Annotated in this window: 5 protein-coding genes; 3 read left to right on the forward strand and 2 right to left on the reverse strand. The window is 68.6% G+C overall.

Annotation, left to right across the window (positions count from 1 at the left end):
• Positions 1-1,138: PQQ-binding-like beta-propeller repeat protein (locus VGS97_RS14410; protein ID WP_326853979.1), on the forward strand; the 1,138-nt coding region annotated here is incomplete at its 5' end.
• Between the two features lie 48 nt (positions 1,139-1,186).
• Here VGS97_RS14410 and VGS97_RS14415 read toward each other — a convergent pair.
• Together VGS97_RS14415 and VGS97_RS14420 are read right to left on the reverse strand one after the other, a co-directional pair.
• Positions 1,187-1,828 carry a phosphoribosyltransferase gene (locus tag VGS97_RS14415; RefSeq protein ID WP_326853980.1) on the reverse strand — a complete coding sequence of 214 codons (642 nt, stop codon included), beginning with the start codon at positions 1,826-1,828 and terminating at the stop codon, positions 1,187-1,189.
• An 81-nt stretch (positions 1,829-1,909) separates the two neighbouring features.
• Positions 1,910-3,472 (reverse strand): FAD-dependent monooxygenase, encoded by a 1,563-nt coding sequence (locus tag VGS97_RS14420; RefSeq protein ID WP_326853981.1) that lies wholly within the window; start codon positions 3,470-3,472, stop codon positions 1,910-1,912.
• Positions 3,473-3,733: 261 nt separating this feature from the next.
• On the opposite strand from VGS97_RS14420, the gene VGS97_RS14425 reads away from it, so the two are divergent.
• Together VGS97_RS14425 and VGS97_RS14430 are read left to right on the forward strand one after the other, a co-directional pair.
• Entirely contained in the window at positions 3,734-4,390 is a 657-nt protein-coding gene (locus tag VGS97_RS14425) for a TetR/AcrR family transcriptional regulator (RefSeq protein WP_326853982.1), read from the forward strand.
• Positions 4,391-4,507: 117 nt separating this feature from the next.
• The coding region (locus VGS97_RS14430; RefSeq protein WP_326853983.1) for an MFS transporter at positions 4,508-5,984 on the forward strand (1,477 nt) is incomplete at its 3' end.

Genomic DNA, 5,984 nt, shown 5'->3' on the forward strand with positions numbered 1-5,984 from the left:
ACTCGACGGCGCCGTGTACGGACAGCCGCTGCTGCTCGGCGGGACGCTCATCGCGGCCACCGAGAACGACTCCGTGTACGGGCTCGCACGTTCAGACGGACACGTGCTGTGGCGTACCGGCCTCGGCCGTCCCGTGCCACTGTCCGAGCTGCCCTGCGGGAATATCAACCCACTGGGAATCACCTCCACTCCCGCGTACGACCCGGCGACCGGATCTCTGTTCGTGCTGGCCGAGACCGAGGGCAGGCACCACCTGCTCGCCGCGCTCGATCCCGCGACAGGCGCCGTACGCTGGAAGCGATACGCCGAACCGATGGCCGGCAGCGCCGCCGACGCGCAGCAGCGCGCGGCGCTGACCACAGCATTCGGGCACGTATACATCGCCTTCGGCGGCCTCGCCGGCGACTGCGGCGACTACGTCGGCTCGGTCGTCGCGGTGCCGGCCGGGGGAAGCGGAAATCAGCTCACGTACTCGGTGCCCACGCCGCGCAGAGGCGGCATCTGGACGCCCGGCGGCCTCGTCGTACACGGAAACACGCTGCTGGCAGCGGTCGGCAACGGCGCGCAGACCGGCAGCTACGACGGCAGCGACTCGGTCCTCGCACTCACGCCGGACCTGCGGCGCGCCGACTACTTCGCGCCGATCAGTTGGTCGCGGGACAACGCGAGCGACCTGGATCTCGGCTCGATGTCACCCGCCGTGGTCGACGGCTACGTGCTGATCGCGGGCAAGCGCGGTGTCGCATATCTCATCCGGCCCGGACACCTCGGCGGCATCGGTGGCCAGCTCTCTGACACGCAGCTGTGCGCCGCGTACGGCTCGGCGGCCGTGGACGGGACCAAGGCGTATCTCCCATGCAGCGGCGGAATCCGCGCCGTGAACGTCAACGCGCAGACCGTATCCGTGCTCTGGCAAGCAGACCCGCAGACCGCCTATGACTCGCCGGCCGTCGGCGGTGGCGCGGTCTGGTCGATGAACGACGGCGCGGGCGTTCTCTACGCGCTCGACCAGAGCACCGGCCAGGTTCTCGCGCAGGTCGCCGTCGGTCCGTCGCCACACTTCGCCTCGCCGACGCTCGCAGCCGGCCGCGCGTACGTCGGAACGATGAGCGGAGTCGTCGCGGTCGCTGAGTCCTGATCACAGCGTCCGGATCCTGATTGCCGCTCCGCTGCCGGCGGGCTTGGATCACTGGCGAGCGTCGGCACGCGTGAGCAGTTCGACGACCTCGGCGTCGGTGAGTTGATCGAAGTCGCCATACCAGTTGCCCACGGCGATCATCGGTTCCGGTGCGCACAGCCAGACGACCTCGTCGGCCACCTGCCGCATCGGGCCGATCAGGTCCGGCGGCAGCACCGGCACGGCGAGCACGACGCGAGTCGCAGAGCGCTGACGGGCGACGACGCACGCGGCGCGTGCCGTGGAACCGGTGGCGATCCCGTCGTCGACGATGACGACCGTACGATCGGCGATCGACACCGCGGGGTGCCCTGCACGATACGCGTCGGCGCGTCTCGACAACTCGGCAGCCTCACGTCGCTCGACCGCCGTGAAGATCGCCTCGGTGATGCCCTCATGCCGCAGCGTGTCCATCTCCATGACCAGGCTGCCGTCCTCGCCGATCGCCCCCATCGCGAGTTCCGGCAGCCACGGGACGCCGAGCTTGCGCACCACGATCACGTCGAGCGGGGCGTCCAGCGCCTCGGCGATCCGGAAGGCGACCGGCACGCCGCCGCGCGGCAGCCCGAGCACGACGGGACGCTGATCGCGCAGGTGCTCAAGGCGAGCGGCCAGTTCACCGCCCGCTTCGGCACGATCAGCGAAGCGCATCGCGGGCCTCCACGCACTGTGGGACGCGTTTTCGGGTACGCCTTCGGTCATATGCCCTAAGACGATCCGAATACGCAGCGCTCAGCGCGAGGAACCGCACCACTGCATAAGGGCACCGCGGGCAGCTGAGGCGCGGGCCGCCGCGTTCGTGTCGTCACTGGCCCAAGCCACGTATCCGTCAGGCCGGACCAACAGCAGCGCATGCGGTGACTGCGCGCTGACCGCGTAATCCACGCATCCTTTCCACTCGTTCACGATGTCGGCCTCGTCCGCGTCCCGACCGATCAGCACGAACCTGCCGTTGCGCAACACCTCGTAGAGCCGCGACGCCATTACCGATCCAATGTTGCCCGCTCCGTTGCTGCCCGTGAGCGGCAGATCTCCCACGCGCTTGCCGATGCTGGGGTGCGCGCCCTGGGGCCGTCCGTACTCGATTGCGATGCCGCTGACCGTCCCCATCGCGCGGTGCGCAAACGCCGGGACCCGCAGCACCGCTGCGCTTAATGCGTTGCGCGCGGTGCGTATCGCCAGCGGCTTGATCAGCGCGAGGCGGACAAGCGCGCCGCTGCTGCGCAGCACCATCCGGCCGACCGGGTGACGCTCGGTGTGGTAGCTGTCCAGCAGCCGTTCCGGGTCCGCGGCCCGGCCGTTCAGCACGGCGGCCAGCTTCCAGCCAAGATTCGCGGCGTCCTGTAGGCCGGTGTTCATGCCCTGGCCGCCGGCCGGCGAGTGGCAGTGCGCGGCGTCACCAGCCAGGAAGACCCGGCCGACCCGGTAGGCGGGGACCTGCCGTTCGTCGCTCTGGAAACGGGACATCCAGCGCGCCTCAGCCAGCCCGAAGTCGGTGCCGAGCGCCCAATGCAGCACCGTGCGGATCTCCGCCAGGTCCAGCGGGGCGCCCGGCGGGACCTGGTTGCGGCGATTCCAGCAGAACGTCCGGTACCAGCCATCGCCGAACGGCGCGATGAACGCGAACGCGTCGCCGACCGCGGCAACGGTGAGGACCTCCTGTGGCGGGTTGGTGAATCGCACGTCCGCGAGCATGATCGAGCGGACCACCGGGCGCCCCGGGAACGGCAGACCGAGTGCCTCACGCACACTGCTGTGCACACCATCGGCGCCTACTGCGTACGTCGCCCGGTATACGGACTCCGCCCGATCGGCGCCGTCAGCCCTCACACGCACCGACACTCCGTCAGAGTCCTGATTGACGCCGACGACTTCGACTCCACGCACGATGCGCGCACCCGCTGCGGTTGCTCGCTCCGCGAGAAGCCGCTCGACGTTGTACTGCGGCGTGACGAGCAGGTACGGGAAGCGGCTGTCCAAGCCCGCGAAGGAGATCGCAGCCCGGCCATAAAGCAGCAGGCTGTCGACGGTCGTGCCGGTTTCGATCAGCCGGTCGGCGAGCCCTCGCGCGTCGAACTGCTCCAGCGAACGCGCGTGCACGGCGAAGGCTCGCGTGGCGCTCGTGTCGGCCGACTCGGCGCGGCGTTCGAGCACCGTGCAGCCGACACCCCGCGCGGCGAGGTCCCCGGCGAGCAGGAGCCCGGTCGGCCCCGCCCCCACGATCACGACGTCGCTCACGGCGTTGTGCGCAGCGCTTTGGACAAGATCCTGGTCCGAGTGCGTGTCCCACGTCATCGCGTGCCCTCGCCTTCTGATGGGCCGTTGTTCGCTCCACCGGCCGATTCGTATGTCCTGGTTGCCTCCGGATTCAGCGTAAGCCGGGCGGTACCGTGAAGTCAACGCTCGTTGGCAAACAAGTGTAGGCAAAAGCTCTGGACGCTTGTGATAAGCATCACAAGCGTTGGTGTACGAAACGGTTTCGTACTGAAGCGAGTCCGGTGTATGGTTACGGTACGAAACGGTTTCGTACTCCCGGCTTCGGGAAGGAAGGGCATCGTGACTGACACGGAGATCGGGCTGCGCGACCTGGACCTGCCGGAGCCGCGGGGCTCCCGGCGCGGACCGGAGCGGCGCGAGGCGATCTGCGACGCGGTGTTCGAACTGCTCGGGGAAGTCGGATACGACCGGATGACCATGGACGCGGTCGCCACGCGCGCCCGCGCCAGCAAGGCGACGATCTACCGCACCTGGCCGGACAAGCCGGGTCTGGTGGCGGAGGCGCTGGTCAACCGGTTCGGCGCCACTCCGGAGGCGCCCAACACCGGATCGCTGCGCGGCGACATCATGGCCTTGATGTCGATGGCGCTGCGTGTCAGCAACAGCCCGGACGGCGAGGTCCTCACCGGAGTGATGACCGCGGCGGCCCGGAACCCCGCGCTGGGACACACGCTGCACGAGTGCACGTACGCGTCCAAGCGCGTCATCAACGAGACCATCATCAGCCAGGCCGCCGCCCGGGGCGAGGTCAGGCCCGACGCGGACCCGGACCTCTTCCACGAGGTCATGTACGCAATGATCATGACGCGGAAGCTGATCGCGCAGCAGCCACTCGACGACGAGTTCGGCCGGCACGTGGTCGACGACATCCTCATTCCGCTGCTCAAGTACCGCGCCTGCGAAGACGTCGACGGGGCCGCCGCGCAGGGCGAGTAGCAGCACCTTCCAGTAGCAATCCCGGAATTGTCGGTGCCGGATCGTAGGGTCGTCCTGCGAACCGACGACTGATCAAGCGCGCCGTGAAGCGCTGCACCTTCCCTCGGAGGGGAATCCATGTCTGAAAAAACCACCGTCGCGGACGCCGTCCCGGCGGGTTCACACCCACCAGGGCAGGCACTGCCCGACCCGCGGCGCTGGCTTTCGCTGATCGTCGTGTCCATCGCGCAGCTGATGGTGGTCGTCGACGGCACCATCGTGAACATCGCGATGCCCTCGGCGCAGGTGGCGCTGCACATCGACGACGCGAACCGCCAGTGGATCGTGACCGCGTACTCCCTCGCCTTCGGCGGTTTGCTGCTGCTCGGCGGCCGGATCGCGGACTACGTCGGGCGCAAGCGGGTCTTCATCATCGGCCTGATCGGCTTCGGCCTGGCCTCGGGGCTCGGCGGCTTCGCGCAGAACGAGGGGATGCTGTTCGCCGCGCGTGCGCTGCAAGGCGCATTCGGCGCGCTGCTGGCACCGGCGGCGCTGTCGATCATCACGGTCACGTTCACCGACGTGAAGGACCGGGCGAAGGCCTTCGGCGTGTTCGGCGCCGTCGCCGGCGTCGGCGCGGCGATCGGCCTGCTGCTCGGCGGCATCCTGACCCAGTACGCGAGCTGGCGCTGGACGCTGTTCGTCAACATCTTCATCGCCGCGATCACCGTGGCGCTGGCCCTGCCGATCGTGCGCGAGAGCAAGGCCCACGGCAACACCAGGTACGACATCCCGGGCACGCTGATGTCCAGCATCGGCATCGGCGCCCTGGTCTTCGGGTTCACCGAGGTGGCCAAGACCAACAGCTGGACCGCGACCTCCGCGCTGGTGCCCTTCTCGATCGCCGTGGTGCTGCTGGTGGGCTTCGTGTTCCTGGAGTCCCGGCTGGAGAACCCGCTGCTGCCGCTGCGGGTGGTGTGGCACCGCAACCGGGGCGGGTCGTTCCTGACCTCGGTCATCATGGGCGCGGGCATGCTCGGCATGTTCCTGTTCATGACCTACTACTTCCAGCAGATCCAGCACTACTCCCCGGTCAAGAACGGCCTGTCCTACCTGCCGTTCTCCGGAGCGCTGATCGTGACGGCAGGCGCGGCCAGCGCACTGCTGCCGCGGCTCGGCCCGCGCGTCGTGATGACCTTCGGCGGCCTGATGGCCACCGGCGCGATGATCTGGCTGACCCAGTTGCAGGCGGGCTCCTCGTACGTGTCGATGATCCTGCCCGCCTTCATCATCATGGCGGTCGGCATGGGCTGCGTGTTCGTGCCGCTGAGCAACACCTCGCTCACCGGAGTGGCCGACCACGACGCGGGCGTGGCCAGCGCGATGGTCAACACCACGCAGCAGGTCGGCGGCTCGCTGGGTGTGGCGCTGCTGAACACGGTGTTCACCACGACGATCGTCAACTACGGCAAGAACAACCACGCCTCGCCGTACTCCCCGTCGGCGCAGATCCACGGCTACAACGTGGCGTTCGGGATCAGCGCGATCCTGCTCGGCCTGTCCACGCTGGTCACCTTCCTGCTGATCCGCAAGGACCCGGAGACCCCCGCGATCG

Origin of the sequence: Actinocrinis sp. (assembly GCF_035946395.1) — a bacterium.
GTDB lineage: Bacteria > Actinomycetota > Actinomycetes > Streptomycetales > Catenulisporaceae > Actinocrinis.

Excerpts from the sequence above, each read along its gene's own strand:
- VGS97_RS14420 (WP_326853981.1), bottom strand. The coding sequence starts at position 3,472 with ATGACGTGGGACACGCACTCGGACCAGGATCTTGTCCAAAGCGCTGCG.
- VGS97_RS14415 (WP_326853980.1), bottom strand. The coding sequence starts at position 1,828 with ATGCGCTTCGCTGATCGTGCCGAAGCGGGCGGTGAACTGGCCGCTCGC.